The following is a 20,352-nucleotide window of genomic DNA, read 5'->3' on the forward strand; positions in this document are numbered from 1 at the left end:
GGTGGTGGACGGTGATCCCGAGCCAGCCCGGCTGGTCGCCGCGCTCGAAGTACGCGGCCCGCAGCAGCGGGCCGTCCGCCAGGCTCAGCGACCCCTGCAGGGTGGTCATGCGCTCGGTGACCAGCGTCTCCAGGCGCTCCTGGCTCAGGTCCGCCGCGTCCACGACCGTGAACAGCTCGGCGGTCTCCTCGGCGGCGTTCTCCTGCACCCAGGCGCCCTGCTCGGCGTCGTGGGTGAAGCGGAGGCGCAGCGCGTCGTGGTGCGCCACCACCGTGTCGAGCGCACGGCCGAGCGCCGCCGCGTCCACGCCGGGGGCCAGCTCGAACACGCCTGACCAGTTCCAGTGGTCGCGGTCGGCGACGTCCTGGCGGGTGAACCAGTGCTGGATCGGCGTGAGCTCCACCGGCCCGGTCACGGTCCCCTGCTCGGCCAGCACCACGGCGGGCACCTGACGGACGGCGGCGGCCAGGGCCCCGATGCTCTGGCGCGCGAACACGTCCGCGACGTCGAGCTGGAGGCCGGCCGCGCGGGCCCGCGCCACGATCTGCAGGCTCAGGATGGAGTCGCCACCGAGCTCGAAGAAGTTGTCCTGCACGCCGACCCGCTCGACCCCGAGCACCTGCGACCAGATGCCGGCCAGGACCAGCTCGGCCTCGGTGCGCGGCGGCACGTACTCGACGCCGGCGACGACGGTGGCGACGTCCGGCTCGGGCAGCGCGCGGCGGTCCACCTTGCCGTTGGCGGTGAGCGTGAAGCCCTCCACCACCATCAGGACGGCGGGGACCATGTACTCGGGCAGCCGGGCCCGCAGGAAGACCCGCAGCTCGGACACCTCGATCGTGGTGCCGGGTTCGGCCACCACGTAGCCGACCAGCCGCTTGCCGTTCGGGCCGTCGTCGCGGGCGACGACCGCCGCCTCCTGGACGTCCGGGTGCTCGGCCAGGACGTTCTCGATCTCACCGGGCTCGATGCGGAACCCGCGGATCTTGACCTGCTCGTCCGTGCGGCCGAGGAACTCCAGCATGCCGTCGGCCCGCCACCGCACGCGGTCACCGGTGCGGTACAGCCGCTCGCCGGGCACCCCGCCGAGGTGGTCGGCGATGAACCGCTCCGACGTCAGACCGGCCCGCCCGACGTACCCGCGGGCCAGGCCCACGCCGCCGATCAGCAGCTCGCCCGTCACCCCCACCGGGACGACGTTCAGCCACTCGTCCACGACGTAGACCCGCACCCCCGCGAGGGGCCGCCCGACCGGCACCATCAGCCCGGAGGAGTCCACGGCCACCGCGCCCGGCGGCGGCTCGGGCTGCTCGCCGGTGAGCAGCGGCATGAGCAGCGAGTCGATGGCCGCCTCGGTCACGCCGTACACGTTCGCCGGGATGCCGACCGGCGCGACGTCCGCCACGCTGGACAGCAGGGCCTCGTACCGCCAGATGTCGGTGCCCGAGATCACCAGGCGCAGGTGCTTGAGCCCGCCGGCGTCGCGGCAGTACCCGGCCAGCTCACGCAGCAGCGAACCGGGGACGATCTCGGCGATCTCCACCTGGTGCTCCTCCAGCACCTGGTGCAGGTCGGCCACCGACACGAAGTCGCTCTGCGGGGTGAACACGACCGCGCGGCCGAAGCACACCGCCCGCACGATGTCGCCCACCGACACGTCGAACCCGGCGCCGGCCATGGACAGCATGACTCCGGCGCCGCCGAGCCGGTCGAACACCTCGCCCCAGCCGGCGACGTACCCGGCGAGGCCCCGGTGCGACACGGCGACCCCCTTGGGGCGGCCGGTGGAGCCGGAGGTGAACGCCACGTACGCCAGGCCGTCCAGCGACGCGCGGGCACCCACGACGTGCCCTTCGAGCACTCCGCCGGCATGATTGCCGTTGACGCCGGTGCTCGCGACCCGCTGGGTGAAGTCGTAGTCGTTGAGGCGGTCGATCATCAGGACCGGCCCGCCGAACGCCGGCAGGCTCCCGGCCAGACCGGTGCCGCTGACCAGCACCCGGGCGCCGCAGTCCTCCAGCATGAACGCGAGGCGGTCCACCGGCTGGCCCACGTTCAGCGGCACGTACACGCCGCCGGTCTTGAGCACCGCCATGAACGCGACCACCAGGTCCACGCCGCGGCCCAGCACCACGCCCACCGGCACCTCGGGGCCGGCGCCGGACTCGCGCAGCCACGCGGCGAGCACCTCGGCGCGGGCGTCCAGCTCGGCGAAGGTGAGGCGGGTGGTGCCGCTGACGACCGCGATCTCGTCGGGGATGCGGCGGGCCCACTCCTCGACCAGCTCGTGCACCGGCACCAGGGCCCTGCCGTCCAGCACGTCGTCCACGACGGGCAGGCCGGAGCGTGACCAGTGCTCCACGAGCATCTCGCGCTCGCCGGGCAGGGTCAGCTCGACCTCGCGCACCGGCATCGAGGCGTCGGCCGCGACCGCGCCGAGCACCCCGGCGAAACGGTCGAGCAGCCGGTCCACCGACGTCCCGTCGAAGGCGGCGGTGGAGAACTCGACCTCCAGCGACAGCCGCTCGGCGAGGTCCACCGCGAAGGTCAGGGGGTAGTTGCCCTGCTCCAGGGAGTCCATCGGCATGAAGGCCGGCTCGCCGGGGGCGTCGCCGGCGCCCTGCGGCAGCTCCTCCTGCGGGTAGTTGCCGAAGACCATGATGCTGTGGAACAGCGACGAGCCGCGGGGCATCGCCGAGTACCGCTGGATGTCCACCAACGGCGTGTACTCGTACCGCTGCACCGCGACCTGGTTGTCCTGAAGGCGCGGCAGCCACTCGGCGAACGACAGCTCGGCGGGCACCTCGACCCGCATGGGCAGGGTGTTGATGAACAGGCCGACGATGGACTCCATGCCGGCCAGCTCGGCGGGGCGTCCCGACACGGTGAGGCCGAACATCACGTCGCGCTCGCCGCTGTAGCGGGACAGCATGAGCGCCCACGCGGCCTGCACGACGGTGCCGAGGGTGACGCGGGCGCGGCGCGACAGCTCGACCAGCGCGGCGGACACCTCTTCCGACAGCTCGACGCGACGGCGGTCCTGCGCCCAGTGGTCGGTGGCCTGGCGGTCCACCGGCAGCGGCGTCGGGGCCTCGAACCCGGCGAGGTACTCCCGCCAGAAGCCCTCACCCGCGCCGAGATCCTGCTCGGCCAGCCAGGCGATGAAGTCGCGGTACGGCCGCACGGCGGGCAGCGGGGCGCGGCGGTCCCGCCGCAGGCCCTCGTAGACCTGCGAGACCTCCTCCATGACGACGGGCAGACTCCACCCGTCGCACAGGCCCTGGTACAGCGCCCAGATCATCCAGTAGCGCTCGGCGCCGCGGTCGATCAGGTAGACGCGGGTCAGCGGCGGCCGGGCGAGGTCGAAGCCGCGCTCGCGGTCGGCCTGGAGCAGCTCCTCCAGGCGGGCCCGCTGCTCGGCCTCGTCGGTGGTGTCCGACCAGTCGAGCGCCTCGAACGGCACGCCGACGCCGTCGTGCACCACCTGCACCGGCTCGGGCACCCCCTGCCAGACGAACCCGGTGCGCAGCGCGTCGTGCCGCTCCAGCATGGTGTCCCAGGCCTGGCGCAGCTTGTCCGGGTCCACGCGGTGGCCGCCGAGCTCGTACAGCCCCTGCGCCCAGTAGACCCCGGCGCCCCCTGTGGGGGCCTCCAGGACGTGGAAGAGCATGCCCTGCTGCACGGGGGCCAGCGGGTAGACGTCGCCGACGCGGGCCGGGCCGGCCGACGCGGCGAGCAGGTCCACCGCGGTCTGGTCGAGCTTGGCGAGCGGGAAGTCGGACGGGGTGTAGCCGCCCGCCTCGGGCGACAGGCAGTGCTCGACCAGCACGCGCAGGGCCCGCACGTAGTCCTGGGCGACGCGCTCGACGGTCTCGGTGTGGTGCAGGTTGGCGCTGTAGTGCCACTCGAAGGCCATGCGGCCCTCGGGGGTCTGGAACGCCTCGATCTGCAGGGCGTGCGAGCGGGACTGCTCCTGGCCCTCGGACGGGCCGGCCAGCTCGCCGGGCAGCTCGCGGGCGATCAGGCCGCCCGGTCCTTCCCCGCCGGCGTCGGCGCCGCCGAGGTAGTTGAACAGCACCTGCGGGGCGGGGAGGGCGCGAAGCCGCCGCACCGCCGGGTCCGCGTCGTCGTCGTCGGTGAGATAGCGCAGCACGCCGTACCCCACGCCGCGACGGGGGGTGCGGCGCAGGTGCTCCTTGACGGACTTCAGCACGCCGGCCGGGTCGTCCAGGTCCTGGCCGGACAGCGCCACCGGGAAGATCGAGGTCAGCCAGCCGACCGTGCGGGACAGGTCGATCCGGTCGTTGATCGCCTCGCGGCCGTGGCTCTCCAGGTCGATGGCCACCGCGCCGGTGCGCGCCCAGCGGCCGAGCGCCTGGAGCAGCGCGGCGAGCAGCAGGTCGTTGATCTGGGTGCGGTACGCCTTGTGCGCCCGGGTGAGCAGCGCGGACGTGGCCTCGGCGTCCAGCTCGACGCGGACCGAACGGCCCGACGCCTCGCTGTTGATGCCGTTGCCGTCCAGCGGCAGGCGGAAGCCGGTGTCGAGCTGCTCCAGCCAGTAGCCGGTCTCGCCGCGCGCGTCGTCCGAGGCGGCGAAGGTGCGCAGCTCGCCGGCCCACTGCTGGAAGGACGTGGTCTTCTGGCCGAGCGCGCCCTTGACCGGGGCGCCGTCGAGGATGGCGTGGTAGGCCTTGTCGAGGTCCTCCAGCAGGATGGTCCACGACACGCCGTCCATCACCAGGTGGTGCGCGGTGACGCCGAGCCAGCCCGGCTCGCCGCCGCGCTCGAAGTACGCCACGCGCAGCAGCGGGCCGTCGGCGAGGCTGAGCGAGCGCTGGAGCGCCGTCATGCGCGTGGTGACCAGCTCTTCGAGCGCGTCCCGCTCCAGGCCGACGGCGTCGACGACCGAGAAGACCTCGGACGGCTCGTCGGCGGCGTTGTGCTGCACCCAGGCGTTCTGGCCGGCGTCGTAGGCGAAACGCAGCCGCAGGGCGTCGTGGTGGGCGACGACGGCGTCCACCGCGCGGGCCAGCGCGCCGGCGTCCACGCCGGAGGCGAGCTGGAACATGCCGGACCAGTTCCAGTGGTCGCGGTCGGCGATGTCCTGCCGGGTGAACCACTGCTGGATCGGGGTGAGCGGCACCGGGCCGGAGACCGTGCCCTGCTCGGCCAGCACGGCGGCCGGGGCCTCACGCACGGCCAGCGCCAGCTCGGCCACGCTCTGGCGGGCGAAGACGTCGGCGACGTTGAGCCGCAGGCCGGCCGCGCGGGCGCGGGAGACGATCTGGAGGCTGAGGATGGAGTCGCCGCCGAGCTCGAAGAAGTTGTCCTGCGCGCCGACGCGCTCCACGCCGAGCACCTGCGACCAGATGCCGGCCAGCGTGATCTCCGCCTCGGTGCGCGGCGGCACGTACTCCACGCCGGCGACGACGGTGGCGACGTCCGGCTCGGGCAGCGCGCGGCGGTCCACCTTGCCGTTGGCGGTCAGGGTGAACGCCTCGACCACCATGAGCACGGCGGGGACCATGTAGTCGGGCAGGCGGGCCCGCAGGAACGCGCGCAGCTCGGGCACCTCGGCCGTCGCGCCGGGCTCGGCCACGACGTAACCGACGAGGCGCTTGCCGTTCGGGCCGTCGTCGCGGGCGACCACCGCGGCGTCCTGGACGTGCGGGTGCTCGGCGAGCACGTTCTCGATCTCACCGGGCTCGATGCGGAAGCCACGGATCTTGACCTGCTCGTCGGTGCGGCCGAGGAACTCCAGCATCCCGTCGGCCCGCCAGCGGACCCGGTCACCGGTGCGGTAGAGGCGCTCCCCCGGGATGCCGCTGAGGTGGTCGGCGACGAAACGCTCGGACGTCAGGCCGGCCCGGCCGACGTACCCGCGGGCCACGCCGACCCCGCCGACCAGCAGCTCGCCGGCCACCCCTGACGGGACGACCCTGAGCCAGGGGTCCACCACGTAGACCCGCGCCCCGGCCAGCGGACGGCCCACCGGGACCATCAGCCCGGCGGGATCCACCTGGAGTGCGCCCTCGACGACGCCGGCCTCCGGGACCAGCGGCATGAGCAGCGAGTCGATCGCGGCCTCGGTGACGCCGTAGACGTTCGCGGGGATCGCGGACGGCGCCACGTCGGCGACGGCGGAGACCAGGGCCTCGTACCGCCAGATGTCGGTACCGGAGATCACCAGCCGCAGCCTGTCCAGGCCGCCGGACTCACGGCAGTACCCGGCCAGCTCGCGCAGCAGCGAACCGGGGACGATCTCCGCGATCTCCACCTGGTGCTCCTCCAGCACCTGGTGCAGCTCCGCCACCGACACGAAGTCGCTCTGTGGCGTGAACACCACGGCCTTGCCGAAGCACACCGCCCGCACGATGTCGCCCACCGACACGTCGAACCCGGCGCCGGCCATGGACAGCATCGCCCCCGGGCCACCGAGCCGGTCGAACACGCCGCCCCAGCCGGCGACGTACCCGGCCAGGCCCCGGTGCGAGACCCCGACCCCCTTCGGACGCCCGGTGGAGCCCGAGGTGAAGCACACGTACGCGAGCCCGTCCAGCGCGACCTCGGCCACGGGGCCGTCCACCGCGGGCGCCTCGCCCAGCTCGTCCACCAGCAGCACGGCGCCGTCGAACGGCGGTAAACCCTCGGCCGGCCCGGTGCCGCTGACCAGCACCCGGGCGCCGCACTCCTCCAGCATGAAGCCGAGCCGCTCCACCGGCTGCCCCACGTTCAGCGGCACGTACACGCCACCGGCCCTGAGCACCGCCATGAACGCCACCACGAGATCGGTGCCACGGCCCAGCACCACACCCACCGGCACCTCGGCCCCGACACCCGACGCCCGCAACCACCGGGCCAGGTTCTCCGCACGCTCGTCCAGCTCGGCGAACGTCAGCCGCTCGTCGCCGCAGACCACCGCGAGGCCGTCCGGGGTGCGGCGTGCCCACTCCGCCACCAGTTCGTGCGCGCGGGTCAGGTCGCCGTCGGCCAGGGGGGCGCCGGAGCGGGCCCAGCTCCCCGCGAGCAGCTCACGCTCGCCCGGGAGGGTGATGTCGATGTCCCGCACCAGCACGCCGCCGTCGGCCGACACCGTGGTCAGCACCGCCGCGAGCCGGTCGAGAAGCCGTTCGACGGTCACGTCGTCGAACGCCGCGGTGGAGAACTCGACCTCGATCTCCAGCCGCTCACGCATGTCCACCGCGAACGTCAGCGGAGTGTTGCCGACCTCCACCGACTCCAGGGTGCTGAACCCGCCCCCCTGCGCGCCGAGCGCGCTCTCGTCCTCGGGCGTCTCGTCGTCGGGGAAGTTGCCGAACACCATGATGCTCTCGAACATCGCGGTGCCACGCGGGATCGGCGAGCACTTCTGGACGTCCATCAGCGGCGTCTGCTCGTACCTGCGGACCTCGAGCTGGTTGAGCTGCATCCGCCGCAGCCACTCGTCGAACCGCACGTCCGACGGGACCTCGACCCGCATCGGCAGCGTGTTGATGAACAACCCGACGATCGACTCCATGCCGGCCAGCTCGGCGGGCCGCCCCGACACCGTGAGCCCGAACGCCACATCCCGCTCACCGCTGTACCGCGACAACAACAACGACCACGCCGCCTGCACCACCGTGCCGAGCGTCACCCGCGACCGCCGCGCCAGCCCCACCAGCGCCCGCGTCACGTCGACCGGCAGCTCCACCCGCCGCCTGGCCTGCGCCCAGTGCTGCTTGACCTGCCGGTCCACCGGCAACGGCGTGGGCGCCTCGAACCCCGCGAGATACCCCCGCCAGAACTCCTCCGCGTCCTGCGGCCGCCGCCCCTGCAACCAGGCGATGAAGTCCCGATAAGGCCGCACGGCGGGCAACTCCGGCTCCGCCCCCCGCCGCAGCGCCTCGTAAGCCTCCGCCACCTCCCCCACGACCACCGGCACACTCCACCCATCCGCGCAGATGTGATGGAACGTCCACACCAACCAGAACCGCCCCGACCCAAGATCGATGAGATGCAACCGCATCAACGGCGGCACCGCGACGGCGATCCCGCGCTCCCGCTCCCCCCGCAGGAACGCGTCAAGCCGCTCCCGCGTCCCCTCGCCATCCGACCAGTCGAGCACCTCGAACGGCACCGGGACCTTGTCGTGCACCACCTGAACAGGCTTCGCGACACCTTCCCAGATGAACCCCGTACGCAAGGCGGGATGCCGCGCGACCACGACCTCCCACGCCCGCCGCATCGCCGCGACGTCCACCCCACCACTGAATTCATATACCTCTTGCGCCAGATACATCCCGGCGCCGTCCGGAGCCTCCAGCGTTTCGAACAGCATCCCCTGCTGCATCGGCGCCAAAGGATAAACGTCTTCAATCACGGCTTGCTCCCCGTTTCATCCATTTGAGGCCCCGGACTCAAAGAGGAAAGCACCCTCGACAACATTTCCCAGAGTCCTCGAACACCAGACGCTCAACAGAGCCGACACCCGCCGACGTGGGAACATCACCACACGCCGCTCCAACGGAAAACGCCGGCCGACGATACGCCACCTGCGCCCCCCGCTCACACACGACTGTCCAATCTGGCTGCAGCGACAGGCTACGATAATGATCTTTCAGCCAGTTTTCAGTCCGTTGTCCACAGGCCGCACCTACACCCCAAGGGAAATCAGCGTCACCGGCAGACGGTTCAGAATTATCACACGAATTCCCACGCCGGAAGATCACCCCGCCACCCCGCCGGAATGACCATGACGGCACCCCGGGAAACGTGACGTGACACCGGCATGGAGAAACGTCCCGGCCGCATCACCATTTCCTGATCGTCGCGGCTACGCTCTTGTGTCGTGCAGGAGACGCGCCTCGACACCGCTCGGATCCAAGCGGCCCGCCGGGTGATCGACCCGATTTTTCTCGACACCCCGCTGTACCGCTGCGACGCGCTGGAGCCCGGCCTCGGGTGCACGGTGAGCATCAAGCTCGAAACGGCGAACCCGGTCCGCAGCTTCAAGGCGCGCGGCACCGAGGTGATCGCGAGCCGGCTCGCCCGCGACGAGTCGCGAGCCGTGGTGTGCGCCAGCGCGGGCAACCTCGGTCAAGCCCTCGCGTGGTCCGGTCGCGGCCGGGGGCTCGACGTCACCGTCGTGGCATCCCGCTTCGCGCCTGCCGCCAAGCTTGACCGCATCCGCGCGTTGGACGCCAGGCTGGAGCTGGTGGACGGCGACTTCGACACGGCTCGCGAGCGGGCGGCGGCCATCGCACGCCACGACGACATCCGGCTGGTCGAGGACAGCCTGGACCTCGAGACCTGCGAGGGCGCGGCGACCATCGGCCTGGAACTGGTGGACACCGCGCCGTCGTTCGACGCCGTCCTGATCGCTCTCGGCGGCGGGGCGCTGGCCACCGGTGTGGGTCATGTGGTGAAGGCCTTCGCGCCCCAAGTCGAGGTGATCTGCGTCCAGCCGCTCGGCGCACCGGCGATGACGTACTCATGGCGCCGACGGCGCGTCGTCACCACCGAGTCGACCGACACCATCGCCGACGGCGTCGCCGGCCGGCTCCCCATCCCGGCCGTCCTGGACGACCTCCTCCTGGTCGCCGACGACGCCGTCCTGGTCCAGGAGGCGTCGATCATCGCCGGTATGCGGATGCTCCTCGACCACGCCGGCCTCGTCGCCGAACCGTCCGCCGCGCTCGGCATCGCGGCGATCCTCGAGAACCGTGACCGCTTCGCCGGCCGGCACGTGGTCACCATCGTGTGCGGCAGCAACGTCGACATGGACGCCTATCACCGCTGGGTCGGTGGGGCTTCACACGGGTCGCCGCCGGAGGCCCGCCGGCGTCGATGAGGCGGTCACGTCCTCCCAAGCCGGTGGACGGGTGTTCAGCCGCCGATGCCGACGACGGTGACGTGGACCCGCCACGGCTTCTGCGGAAGCGCACACCAGGGCGGGTTGTGCAGGCAGGCGTAGTCGGTCATGGTGCTCACGTCGGCGGAACCGGTGGTGCCGGTGCGGTACACCTCGAACAGCGGCTGATCGGTGGGGTATCCGCCGCGGGTCAAGGCTTTCACGAGAGCCGACCCACTGACGGCCGTCGGGCGGTACGCCGCGGGGAGGGAGATCCCGAGGGTCTGTCCGACGTGAAGGGTGATCGTCCTGCCGTTGTCGGCCTCGGTGAGCGTGACGCTCGGCTCACCGGTGATGGCGTCGTTGACGCAGCTCGCCGTCGGGGCCGGGCCGGTGCCGGTGACCCGCATCCCGAAGGTGGTCGAAGCCCCCGGGGCGAGTCGCCCGTTGTGCGCCGCGTTCACCGCGGTGACGTAGGTGGCCGAAGGGGTGCTGGCCGTGGCGATGATGGCGTTCCACGCGGACGTCACCGACTGGCCGCCGCCAAGGGTCACGTTCGCCGTCCACCTGGTCGCGGGATTGGCGGCGGTGTTGGTGATCGTGACGATCACGATGCTTCCCTCGGGGGACCATCCGTCGACGCGCGCGGTGGCGGCGCACCCGGCCGATCCGGCGGCCGCGACCGCGGTGCCCCCGCTGATCGCCGGTGTGGCGAGCATGGTCAGCAGGCCGACGATCGTGCTCAGGCCCACGGTCATCCGTCTTGTCCAAGCCACGGCTACGCACCTCACAGCGCACGCGGACGGTGCCGGCCCAGGCCCGGACACCGCACGATGGGATTCCGGCAGACGCATCGTCAACGGTGACCTTGTCGGTGTCAAGGATCGATGAATCTTTCAGGAACCGCCCCCCGGACCGCGTCCCACCGCGTCGGCGCGTAAGACGGGGCGACGTGGTGGGACGGGGAGCGGCCGTCCGGGGCGACGGGTCAGGAGTGGGGGAGGTCGGACTGGCGCATGATGGCGGCGAGGCTGTCGGCGTCCAGGCCGGCCAGGGGGAAGTCGCTGGGGGTGAAGGTGCCCGCTTGGGGGTTGAGGCAGTGTTCGATTATGCGTTCCAGGGCTTCCACGTAGCGGGTGGCCAGGCGTTCTATGGTCTCGGGGCGGTGGAGGTTGGTGCTGTAGTACCACTCGAAGAGCATCTGGCCGTCTTCGGTTTGGGTGGCCTCTACGCCTAAGGCGTGGGGGCGGGTGTGTTCTTCGCTCACGTTGCGGCCGGCCAGGGCCGGTGGGAGTTCGCGGGCGATCAGGCCGGGGGTGGAGGGTTTGGTGGCGGCTTGGGCACCCAGGTAGTTGAAGCTGACGGCGGGGGTGGGGAGGGCACGGAGGCGGCGGAGGTCGCGGTCGGGGGTGGGGGTGAGGTGGCGGAGGGCACCGTAGCCCACGCCGCGGTGGGGAGTGGCCCTCAGTTGTTCCTTGACCTCGGGGATGAGGGTGGCCAGGTCGTCGAGGTCGGGAGCGGAGAGGGCGACCGGGAAGATGGAGGTGAACCAGCCGACGGTGCGGGACAGGTCGATGCCGTCGGCGATCGCCTCGCGGCCGTGGCTCTCCAGGTCGATGGTGACGGCGCTCGTACCGGCCCAGGTGCCGAGGGCACGCAGTAACGCGGCGAGAAGCAGGTCGTTGATCTGGGTGCGGTACGGCTTGTGTGCCGTGGTCAGCAGGGACGTGGTGCGGCCGGCGTCGAGGCGGACCCTGACGATGGCGGTGTCGCCGCCGGGGGCGGCCTCGCCGGTGTCCACGGGGAGGGTGAAGGGGGTGTCGAGCTGCTTCAGCCAGTACGGCAGCTCGGCGCGGGTCTCGCCGGCGGCGGCGAAGGCCTGGAGGTGTTCGGACCACTGCTTGAACGACGTGGTCTTCTCCGGGAGGGCGCCGTCGGCGGTGCCGGTCTCCGCGATGGCGCGGTAGACGCGGTTCAGGTCGTCCAGGAACACGTTCCAGGAGACCTCGTCCATCACCAGGTGGTGCACGGTGACGCCGAGCCAGGCCGGACGGTCGCCGCGGTCGAAGCAGACGGCGCGGAGCAGGGGGCCGTCGGCGAGGGACAGTGACCGGTGCAGCGTGTCCATGTGCTCGGTGACGAAGGACTCCAGCGCCGGCTGGGCCAGGTGCCGGACGTCCGTGACCGTGAAGATCTCGGTGTCCTCGCGCGGGGCGTTCGTCTGGACCCACGTGCCGCCGTCGAGGGTGAGGCGCATGCGGAGGGCGTCGTGGTGGGCGACGACCGTGTCGAAGGCGCGGGAGAGGGCGGCGGGGTCGGTGCCGGGGGTCAGTTCAAGGACGGCGGACCAGTTCCAGTGGTCGCGGTCGGCGAGGTCAAGGTGGGTGAACCAGTGCTGGATGGGGGTGAGGGGGACGGCACCCGTGACGGCGCCCTGGTCGGCGCGCGGGCCGGAGTCCGCTTCGCGGGCCACCATCGCGAGCTCGGCCACGTTCTGGCGGGCGAAGACGTCGGCGACCTCCAGTTGCAGGCCGGCGGCGCGGGCGCGGGCGACGATCTGGAGGCTGAGGATGGAGTCGCCGCCGAGCTCGAAGAAGTTGTCGCGGATGCCGACGCGCTCCACGCCGAGCACCTCGGACCAGATCGCGGCGAGGGTCACCTCGGCGGCGGTGGCAGGCGCGACGTAGGGGGCGCCGACGGCGGGACGGGCGTCGGGCTCGGGGAGGGCCCGGCGGTCGATCTTGCCGTTCGTGGTCAGGGAGAAGGACTCCACGGTCATGAAGACGGCGGGGACCATGTACTCGGGCAGCCTTGCCCGGACGAACTCCCGCAGGTCGGTGACGTCGAGTTGCATGCCGGTCCTGGGGACGGCGTAGCCGATGAGGCGTTTGCCGAGGGTGGCTTCGTCGCGGGCGACGACCACGGCGTGCTGGACACCGGGGTGCTCGGCCAGCACGTTCTCGATCTCGCCCGGCTCGATACGGAACCCGCGGATCTTGACTTGGTCGTCGGTACGGCCCAGGTACTCAAGGTTGCCGTCGGCGCGCCAGCGGGCCCGGTCACCGGTGCGGTACAACCGCTGCCCCGGACGGCCGCTGACATGATCGGCGACGAACCGGGTCGAGGTGAGCTCGGGACGGCCCAGGTAACCCCGCGCCAGACCGGCACCGGCGACGTACATCTCGCCGGGCACCCCGATCGGCGCCGGACGCAACCGCTCGTCCAGCACATACACCGCCAGATCCTCGATCGGCACACCGATCGGCGAACCACGCCAGGAACCCTCCACCACACTGTCGTCCACCACCAGGTACGACACATGCACCGTGGTCTCGGTGATGCCGTACATGTTGACCAGCGCGACGTCCGGATGCCGCTCACGCCAAGGAGCAAGGCGCGCCACCTCCAGCGCCTCACCACCGAAGATCACATACCGCAGCGCCAGCTCCGGAACGTCCTGCCGCTCGGCGTCGGCCGCAGTGAGCTGATAGAACGCCGACGGCGTCTGGTCGAGTACAGTGACCCGCTCCTCGGCGAGGAGCTGAAGCATGGCCGCGGGAGAGCGGGAGGTCTCGAAGGAGACCACCACGACCTTGCCGCCCCACAGCAACGCACCCCACAACTCCCACACCGAGAAGTCGAACGCCGCCGAGTGGAACATCGTCCACACATCGTCGGGCCCGAACGAGAACCACTTCTGCGTGGAGGTGAGCAGCCGGATCACGTTCGCGTGCTCGATCATCACGCCCTTGGGGCGCCCCGTGGACCCCGAGGTGTAGATCACATACGCCACATCCCGCCCCGACACCACCACCCCCGGCGAAGACGAGGGATAGGAGGCCGACTCCTCCAGCAGCGAGGCGGTGACCGTGGCGACCGGCCGCGCGTCCTCCTGCATGAAGGCGACCCGGTCGGCGGGGTACCCGGGGTCGATGGGCAGGTACCCGGCGCCGGACTTGACCGCGCCGAGCAGCGCGACCACCAGGTCCACCGTGCGGGGCAGCGCGACCGCGACCATGGTGCCGGGCCCCGCGCCCCGCTCGACGAGCAGGTGCGCCAGGCGGTTGGCCCGCGCGTCCAGCTCCGCGTACGTCAACGGGCCACCGTCACCGCTGACGGCCACCGCCGACGGCGTCTCACGCACCCGGCGCTCGAACAGCGACACGATCGTCTCGTCCGTCCCGGCGGGCTCGGGCACCGCGACCGGCGCGGTCAGCGTCGCGTGCTCGTCCGGGTCGAGGAACTCCACCGCGTCGGGCACGAGCACCGGGTCGCCGGCCACCGCACCGAGCACCCGCTCCAGGTGCCCGAGCACCCGCTCCACCGTGGCCGCGTCCAGCACAGCGGTGGAGAAGGCGATCTCCACACCGAGACGGTCCTCCAGGTCCACCATCACCGTCATCGGGTAGTGGCCCTGCTCGACGTTCTCCACCGGTGTGAACAGCAGCCGCTCGCCGGTGGGCACCCCCTCCTCGGGCAGTTCCTCCTGCGGGTAGTTGCCGAAGACCATGATGCTGGTGAACAGCGCGGTGCCGCGCGGGACGGCCGAGTTGCGCTGGATGTCGATGAGCGGCGTGTACTCGTACCGCTGGATCGCCACCTGGTTGTCCTGGAGCCGCTGCAGCCACTCCACGAACGGCACGTCACCGGGCACGTCGATGCGCATCGGCAGCGTGTTGATGAACAGGCCGACGATCGACTCCATGCCGGTCAGCTCGGCGGGCCGGCCGGACACGGTGAGGCCGAACATGACGTCCCGGTCGCCGCTGTAGCGGGACAGCAGCAGCGCCCACGCCGCCTGCACCACCGTGCCGAGGGTGACGCGGGCCCGGCGGGACAGGTCGATGAGGCCGTTCGTGACGTCGGCGGACAGCCGCACGCGGCGGTGGTCCTGTGCCCAGTGCTCGTCGGCCTGCCGGTCGAGCGGCAGCGGCGTCGGGGCCTCGAACCCGGCGAGGTAACCACGCCAGAAGTCGTCCACCTCGGCGGCGTCGCGGCCCTGGAGCCAGGCGATGAAGTCCCGGTACGGCCGCACCGCGGGCAGGGCCGCCGCGCGCTCGCGCCGCAGGCCCTCGTAGACGCGGGAGACCTCCTCCACCACGACGGGCAGGCTCCATCCGTCGCACACGCCCTGGAACAACGCCCAGATCAGCCAGTACCGGTCGGCGCCCCGGTCGATGAGGTAGATCCGCGTCAGCGGCGGGCTGGCCAGGTCGAAGCCCTGCTCGCGGTCCCGGCGCATCAGGTCGTCGAGGTGGGCCTGCCGCGCCTCGTCGTCGTCCAGGCCGGACCAGTCGAGGAACTCGAACGGCGCCCGCGCGCCTTCGTGCACCACCTGCACCGGCTCGGCGACACCCTGCCAGACGAACCCGGTGCGCAGCGCCGCGTGCCGTTCCACCACGGTGTCCCAGGCGCGCCGCATGACGTCCGGGTCCACCCGGTGGCCACCCAGCTCGTAGAGGCTCTGCGCCCAGTAGACGCCCTGACCGTCGGCCGGGGCCTCCAGCACGTGGAACAGCATGCCCTGCTGCACAGGGGCCAGCGGATAGACGTCCTGGACGCGCGCCACAGGAAGGTCGGCCGCCAGCGTGTCCACGGCGGCCTGGTCGAGCCGCGCCAGCGGGAAGTCCGACGGGGTGTAGCCGCCGGCCCGCGGGGACAGGCAGTGCTCGACCAGGTCCCGCAGCGCCCGCACGTAGTCGTGGGCGACACGCTCGACGGTCGTGAGGTCGTGCAGGTCGGCGCTGTGGTACCAGTCGAACGCCATGCGGCCGTCCGCCGTCTGGTACGCCTCGATGTGCAGGGCGTGCGCACCGGTCTCCCCCGTGGGGCCGCACAGCTCGTGCGGCAGTTCCCGGGCGAGCAGGCCGATCGATTCGTCCCCGGCGGCGTCGGCGCCGCCGGTGTAGTTGAACAGCACCTGCGGACCGGCGGCGGACCGCAGCCGCTCCAGGGTGGCGGCGAAGGCCGCGTCGTCACCGGGGTCGGTGAGGTGGCGCAGCGCGCCGTAGCCGACGCCGCGGCGCGGGGTGGCGCGCAGCTGCTCCTTGACGGACTTCAGCACGCCCACCGGGTCGTTCAGATCGGTGCCGGACAACGCCACCGGGAAGATCGAGGTGAACCAGCCGACCGTGCGGGACAGGTCCACCCCGTCCGCGACGGCCTCGCGGCCGTGGCTCTCCAGGTCGATGGTCACCGCGCGGGTGCCGGCCCAGCGGCCGAGGGCCTGGAGCAGCGCCGCGAGCAGCAGGTCGTTGATCTGCGTGCGGTACGCCTTGTGCGCCCGGGTGAGCAGCGCCGAGGTCACCTCCGCGTCCAGCTCGACGCGCACCGACCGCACGGACGCGTCGCTGAACCGGCCGGGCCGGTCCACGGGCACGGTGAACCCGGGGGTGAGCTGCTCCAGCCAGTACCCCGCCTCCGCGCGCACCTCGGGCGAGCCGGCGAACTCCAGCAGGGTGTCCGCCCACTGCCGGTACGACGTCGTCTTCTCCGGCAGCGCCGCCCGGTCGCCGCCGGACTCGTACAGCCGGTGCAGGTCCTCCAGCAGGACGTTCCACGAGACGCCGTCCATCACGAGGTGGTGCACGGCGATGCCGAGCCACGCGGGACGGTCGCCGCGCTCGAAGCAGGCGACCTGGATCAGCGGCCCGCGGGCCAGTGACAACGACCGCTGCACAGCGGTCATCCGCTCGGTGACCAGTGCCTCCAGCCGCTCACTGGTCAGGTCCGCCGCGTCCACGACCGAGAACACCTCGGACGGCTCCTCGGCGGCGTTCTCCTGCGTCCACCGGCCGTCCTCGCGGGCGAAACGCATGCGCAGCGCGTCGTGGTGCGCGAGCAGGCCGTCCACGGCGCGGGCCAGCCGCCCGGCGTCGACACCGGGGGCCAGCTCGAACATGCCGGACCAGTTCCAGTGGTCGCGGTCCGGGACCTCCTGCCGGGTGAACCAGTGCTGGATCGGCGTGAGCGGCACCGGCCCGGTGACCGTGCCCTGCTCGGCGAGCACCACGACCGGGACGTCCCGCACGGCCAGCGCCAGCTCGCCCACGCTCTGCCGGGCGAACACGTCGGCCACGTCGAGCTGGAGGCCCACGGCGCGGGCCCGCGCCACGATCTGCAGGCTCAGGATGGAGTCGCCGCCGAGCTCGAAGAAGTTGTCCTGCACGCCGACGCGCTCCACGCCGAGCACCTGCGACCAGATGCCGGCCAGCGCGATCTCCGCGTCGGTGCGCGGCGGCACGTACTCGACTCCCGCCGCCACCACGTCCACGTCCGGCTCGGGCAACGCCCGCCGGTCCACCTTGCCGTTCGCGGTGAGGGTGAACGCCTCCACCACCATGAGCACGGCCGGGACCATGTACTCCGGCAGCCGGGCCCGCAGGAACGCCCGCAGCTCGGAGACGTCGGCCGTCGCGCCGGGTTCGGCCACCACGTAGCCGACGAGGCGCTTACCGTTCGGGCCGTCGTCCCTGGCCACGACCACCGCGTCCTGCACCGACGGGTGCTCGGCCAGCACGTTCTCGATCTCACCGGGCTCGATACGGAACCCACGGATCTTCACCTGCTCATCCGTACGGCCCAGGAACTCCAGCATCCCGTCCGCCCGCCAGCGGACCCGGTCACCGGTGCGGTACAACCGCTCCCCGGGCAACCCGCTGAGGTGGTCGGCGACGAACCGCTCGGACGTCAGACCGGCCCGCCCCATGTACCCGCGCGCGACACCCACGCCGCCGATCAGCAGCTCACCCGTCACCCCCACCGGCACGACGTTCAGCCACTCGTCCACCACGTAGACCCGCACCCCGGCCAGCGGGCGGCCCACCGGCACCATCAGCCCGCTGCCGTCCACCGCCACCGCGCCGAAGCCGCCGTTCCCGGAGGCCTCGGTGACCGGGCTCTGGTCGGGCAGCAGCGGCATGAGCAGCGAGTCGATCGCGGCCTCGGTGACGCCGTACACGTTCGCGGGGACGGCGACCGGCGCGACGTCGGCGACGCTCGCCACCAGCGCCTCGTGCCGCCAGATGTCGGTACCGGAGATCACCAGCCGCAGGTGCTTCAGCCCGCCCGCGTCCCGGCAGTACCCGGCCAGCTCACGCAGCAGGGACCCCGGCACGATCTCCGCGATCTCGATCTGGTGCTCGTCGAGCACCTGGTGCAGCTCGGCCACCGACACGAAGTCGCTCTGCGGGGTGAACACCACCGCGCGGCCGAAGCACACCGCCCGCACGATGTCGCCCACCGACACGTCGAACCCGGCGCCCGCCATGGACAACATCGCCCCCGGGCCGCCGAGCCGGTCGAACACCTCGCCCCAGCCCGCCACGTACCCCGCCAGCCCGCGATGCGACACCGCCACACCCTTGGGACGCCCGGTCGAGCCCGAGGTGAACGCCACGTACGCCAGCCCGTCCAGCGACACCTCGGCCGCGGGGCCGCCGGCGGCCAGCGCCTCCCCCAGCTCGTCCACCATCAGCACGGCACCGCCGAACGGCGGCAGCCCCCCGGCGAGGTCCGTGCTGCTGAGCAGCACCTGGGCGCCGCAGTCCTCCAGCATGAACCCGAGGCGCTCCACCGGCTGCCCCACGTTCAGCGGCACGTACACCCCGCCCGCCTTGAGCACCGCCATGAACGCCACGACCAGATCAACGCTGCGCCCCAGCACCACACCCACCGGCACCTCGGCCCCGGCACCCGACGCGCGCAACCACCGGGCCAGGTTCTCCGCACGCTCGTCCAGCTCGGCGAACGTCAGCCGCGCCGTCCCGCACACCACCGCCGGCTCGTCCGGCGTGCGCCGCGCCCACTCGGCGACCTGGCGGTGCGCCAGGACCAGGGCCCGGTCCCCCACGACATCGCCCGCCACCGGGACGTCCGAGCTCGCCCACTCCCGCACGATCAGTTCACGCTCGCCGGGGAGCGTCACCTGCACGTCCCGCACCAGCACGCCGCCGTCGGCGGCCACCGCGGAGAGCACCCCGGTGAACCGTTCGAGCAGCCGGTCCACCGAAAGCCCGTCGAACGCGGCCGTGGAGAACTCCACCTCGAAGGCCATGCGCTCGCCCGGCAGGCACGCGACGCTGATCGGGAAATTGCCCAGCTCGATGGAGTCCAGCAGCTCCGACGACTGGAAAAGGTCCGCCCCCGCGTCGTCGGCCCCCGCGAGACCCGGATAGTTCTGGAAACTCACCAGGCTGTTGAAAAGCGCCGTGCCCCGGGGGATCGCGGAATGCCGCTGGATGTCGAGCAGCGGCGTGTGCTCGTACTTCTGCAGCCGCACCACGTCGTCCTGGAGCGACCGCAGCCACTCGGCGAAGGTCACGTCCCACGGCACCTGGACGCGCATCGGCAGGGTGTTGATGAACAGCCCGACAATGGACTCCATGCCCGCCAGCTCGGCGGGACGCCCTGACACGGTGCGCCCGAACATCACGTCCGACTCGCCGCTGCACCTGGCCAGCAGCAACGCCCACGCGGCCTGCACCACCGTACCGAGCGTCACCCGGGCCTGACGGGCCAGCCGCTCCAGCCCGGCGGTCGCCTCGGGGGACAACTCCACCCGGCGCCGGTCCTGGTCCCAGTGCCCCGTCGCCTGCCGGTCCACCGGCAGCGGCGTCGGCGCCTCGAACCCGTCGAGGTAGCCACGCCAGAACTCCTCCATGTCCCCGAGGTCGCGGCGCCCGAGCCAGGCGATGAAGTCCCGGTACGGCCGCACCGCCGGCAGCACCGGCTCCTTGCCCCGGCGTATCCCCTCGTAGGCGAGGGAGATCTCGTCCATGACGATGGGCAGGCTCCACCCGTCGCACAGCCCTTGGTACATCCCCCACAGCAGCCAGTGCCGCCCCTCACCGCGATCGATGAGGTACAGCCGCATCAGAGGCGGCGCCGTGAGATCCAGCCCCCGGTCCCGGTCGGCACGCAGCAACTCGTCCAGCCGCGCACGCTGCGCGTCCTCGTCAGGCGTGCCCGACCAGTCCAGCTCCTCGAACGGCAGCTTCACCCCACCCATGACCACCTGCAGCGGCTCGTCCACCCCCTGCCAGACGAAGCCGGTACGCAACGCCGCGTGCCGCCGCACCACCAGATCCCACGCCATGCGGAACGACGCCACGTCGAGGCCGCCGGAGAACTCGTAGAGGTTCTGGGCCCAATAGGCCCCGATGTTCGCCGGTGCCTCAAGGACATGGAACAGCATGCCCTGCTGCATCGGCGCCAACGGATAAACGTCTTCGATCACGGCTCGCCCCAAATATCGTCGTCGCAGGGCCTTCACATGCAGATATGTGATGTCCGCCCGCGCCCTGCCGCCTATTCGACCCCAGCGGACAGGTTACGGCGATCGCATTTCAAGGCGTTTTCAGTGCGTTGTCCGCACACATTTGAAGTAACACAGCAAAACATGTCATCAAAAGCATGCCAATTGTTCGCGACGCCTTTCGAGGCGGATGCCTGGGTCCCCCGGCAGCTCACTCCCGTCCGCCGGCCCGATCCACGTGACGGGTTCGCGAACCTTCCGGCAG

Annotated in this window: 4 protein-coding genes (1 of these 4 cut by a window edge); 1 reads left to right on the top strand and 3 read right to left on the bottom strand. The window is 71.8% G+C overall.

Annotation, left to right across the window (positions count from 1 at the left end; translation table 11 throughout):
- A protein-coding gene (locus ABGB17_RS18380) for a non-ribosomal peptide synthase/polyketide synthase (protein WP_347631024.1) crosses the window boundary here: on the bottom strand, positions 1–8,362 show its start. Its footprint begins 19,406 nt before the window's first position; only the first 8,362 of its 27,768 coding nucleotides appear in the window; it begins with the start codon at positions 8,360–8,362; its stop codon lies beyond the left edge, outside the window.
- Positions 8,363–8,830: 468 nt separating this feature from the next.
- Here ABGB17_RS18380 and ABGB17_RS18385 point away from each other — a divergent pair, with 468 nt between their 5' ends.
- Complete coding sequence (locus ABGB17_RS18385; RefSeq protein ID WP_347631026.1) at positions 8,831–9,832, top strand: pyridoxal-phosphate dependent enzyme; 1,002 nt, start codon at positions 8,831–8,833, stop codon at positions 9,830–9,832.
- A gap of 35 nt (positions 9,833–9,867) precedes the next feature.
- Here the strand turns inward: ABGB17_RS18385 and ABGB17_RS18390 are convergent, their stop codons facing one another.
- Positions 9,868–10,608 (bottom strand): cellulose binding domain-containing protein, encoded by a 741-nt coding sequence (locus ABGB17_RS18390; protein ID WP_347631028.1) that lies wholly within the window; start codon positions 10,606–10,608, stop codon positions 9,868–9,870.
- 212 nt (positions 10,609–10,820) lie between these two features.
- Positions 10,821–20,069: an amino acid adenylation domain-containing protein gene (locus ABGB17_RS18395; protein ID WP_347631030.1), complete on the bottom strand. Its 9,249-nt coding sequence runs from the start codon at positions 20,067–20,069 to the stop codon at positions 10,821–10,823.
- Between the last annotated feature and the right edge of the window lie 283 nt (positions 20,070–20,352).

The organism is Sphaerisporangium sp. B11E5 (genome assembly GCF_039871875.1).
Classification (GTDB): domain Bacteria; phylum Actinomycetota; class Actinomycetes; order Streptosporangiales; family Streptosporangiaceae; genus Sphaerisporangium.